Genomic DNA, 3,033 nt, shown 5'->3' with positions numbered 1-3,033 from the left:
TACCAGACACACTATTGGGCTTTGAGACAACAAGCCCGCTATCTCTTTGTCCCGAGTGTGGGAAACCGGAGATGGATGTGACTCGCCTTCATGGGGGTTGCCCTCGTGAGAGGGGTTTGGTTGTTGTCGCCCTGCTTTGGTGGTGGGGTGTGGTGTTTGATTTGTGGATAGTGGTTGCGAGCATCTAGCGCGCATGGGGCGCTGACCTTCGTTGTGGGGGTTGGTGTCTTTTGTGTGTGTAGATAATGCAATTTTTGATTCTTCCGAGAATTTTTAACTGTTTTGTGTTGTAAGTGTTTTAGGGCGCATGGTGGATGCCTTGGCACTGGGAGCCGATGAAGGACGTGGGAGGCTGCGTTATGCCTCGGGGAGCTGTCAACCGAGCGTGGATCCGAGGATGTCCGAATGGGGAAACCCGGCACGAGTGATGTCGTGTCACCCACTACTGAATACATAGGTAGTGGGGGGGAACGCGGGGAAGTGAAACATCTCAGTACCCGTAGGAAGAGAAAACAAAAGTGATTCCGTGAGTAGTGGCGAGCGAAAGCGGAGGATGGCTAAACCGTGTGCATGTGATACCCGGCGGGGGTTGTGTGTGCGGTGTTGTGGGGTCTGTGTTCCTTGATCCGCCGATCGAGGCAACAGTGATAAAGCAGTGGGTTAGGTGAAGTGGTCTGGGATGGCCTGTCCGTAGAGGGTGAGAGCCCCGTAACCGAAAACTCATTGCCTGTTGTCGCAGTGTCCCCGAGTAGCAGCGGGCCCGTGAAATCTGCTGTGAATCTGCCGAGACCACTCGGTAAGCCTGAATACTTCCCAGTGACCGATAGCGGATTAGTACCGTGAGGGAATGGTGAAAAGTACCCCGGGAGGGGAGTGAAAGAGTACCTGAAACCGTGTGCCTACAATCCGTCAAAGCCCTCGACTTGTCGTGGGGTGATGGCGTGCCTTTTGAAGAATGAGCCTGCGAGTCAGGGACATGTCGCGAGGTTAACCCGGGTGGGGTAGCCGCAGCGAAAGCGAGTCTGAATAGGGCGTATCCAATTCGTAGGGATTGGTGTAGTGGTGTGTTCTGGACCCGAAGCGGAGTGATCTACCCATGGCCAGGGTGAAGCAGCAGTAAGATGTTGTGGAGGCCCGAACCCACTTAGGTTGAAGACTGAGGGGATGAGTTGTGGGTAGGGGTGAAAGGCCAATCAAACTCCGTGATAGCTGGTTCTCCCCGAAATGCATTTAGGTGCAGCGTTACACGTTTCTTGTTGGAGGTAGAGCTACTGGATGGCCGATGGGCCCTACTAGGTTACTGACGTCAGCCAAACTCCGAATGCCGACAAGTCAAAGAGTGTGGCAGTGAGACGGCGGGGGATAAGCTCCGTGCGTCGAGAGGGAAACAGCCCAGATCGCCGGCTAAGGCCCCTAAGCGTGTGCTAAGTGGAAAAGGATGTGCAGTCGCGAAGACAACCAGGAGGTTGGCTTAGAAGCAGCCACCCTTGAAAGAGTGCGTAATAGCTCACTGGTCAAGTGATTGTGCGCCGATAATGTAGCGGGGCTCAAGCACACCGCCGAAGCCGCGGCAGCCAGTTAAATGGCTGGGTAGGGGAGCGTCCTGCATCCAGTGAAGCAGCCTAGTGATGGTGCTGTGGAGGGTGTGGGAGTGAGAATGCAGGCATGAGTAGCGATAAGGCAAGTGAGAACCTTGCCCGCCGGAAGACCAAGGGTTCCTGGGCCAGGCCAGTCCGCCCAGGGTGAGTCGGGACCTAAGGCGAGGCCGACAGGCGTAGTCGATGGACAACGGGTTGATATTCCCGTACCCGTGTATCAGCGTCCCTGACGAATCCAATCTGCTAACCACCCAAACGGTGGTTCATCAATCCCTTCGGGGTGCGAGGACCGCCCGCTGCGTGGGACCCGGTTGGGTAGTAGTCAAGCGATGGGGTGACGCAGGAAGGCAGCCGTACCAGTCAGTGGTAATACTGGGGCAAACCTGTAGGGCGAGTGATAGGTAAATCCGTCACTCATTAAGCCTGAGAGGTGATGCATAGCCGAGTGAGGCGAATTCGGTGATCCTATGCTGTCGAGAAAAGCCTCTAGCGAGCGGTTACACGGCCCGTACCCCAAACCAACACAGGTGGTCAGGTAGAGAATACCAAGGCGTACGAGTGAACTATGGTTAAGGAACTCGGCAAAATGCCCCCGTAACTTCGGGAGAAGGGGGACCCACATGGCGTGTAAGCCTTTACGGCCCAAGCGTGAGTGGGTGGCACAAACCAGTGAGAAGCGACTGTTTACTAAAAACACAGGTCCGTGCGAAGTCGCAAGACGATGTATACGGACTGACGCCTGCCCGGTGCTGGAAGGTTAAGAGGACCCGTTAACCCCTCGGGGTGAAGCGGAGAATTTAAGCCCCAGTAAACGGCGGTGGTAACTATAACCATCCTAAGGTAGCGAAATTCCTTGTCGGGTAAGTTCCGACCTGCACGAATGGCGTAACGACTTCTCAGCTGTCTCAACCATAGACTCGGCGAAATTGCATTACGAGTAAAGATGCTCGTTACGCGCGGCAGGACGAAAAGACCCCGGGACCTTCACTACAACTTGGTATTGGTGCTCGATACGGTTTGTGTAGGATAGGTGGGAGACTATGAAGCAGTCACGCCAGTGATTGTGGAGTCGTTGTTGAAATACCACTCTGATCGTATTGGGCCTCTAACCTCGAACCGTATATCCGGTTCAGGGACAGTGCCTGGTGGGTAGTTTAACTGGGGCGGTTGCCTCCTAAAATGTAACGGAGGCGCCCAAAGGTTCCCTCAACCTGGACGGCAATCAGGTGTTGAGTGTAAGTGCACAAGGGAGCTTGACTGCGAGACGTACATGTCAAGCAGGGACGAAAGTCGGGACTAGTGATCCGGCACCCCCGAGTGGAAGGGGTGTCGCTCAACGGATAAAAGGTACCCCGGGGATAACAGGCTGATCTTCCCCAAGAGTCCATATCGACGGGATGGTTTGGCACCTCGATGTCGGCTCGTCGCATCCTGG

General features: G+C 55.1%; 1 rRNA gene. It reads left to right on the top strand.

What is annotated here, in order from left to right:
- Window positions 1–287: 287 nt before the first annotated feature.
- Window positions 288–3,033: ribosomal RNA gene (locus tag ACIA48_RS30210) — 23S ribosomal RNA — on the top strand; the annotation flags it as partial.

It is taken from the genome of Mycobacterium sp. NPDC051804, assembly GCF_044452905.1.
Classification (GTDB): Bacteria; Actinomycetota; Actinomycetes; order Mycobacteriales; family Mycobacteriaceae; genus Mycobacterium.
Note: the sequence above shows the minus strand (reverse complement) of the source record. Positions and strands in the feature narration are given on the sequence as shown.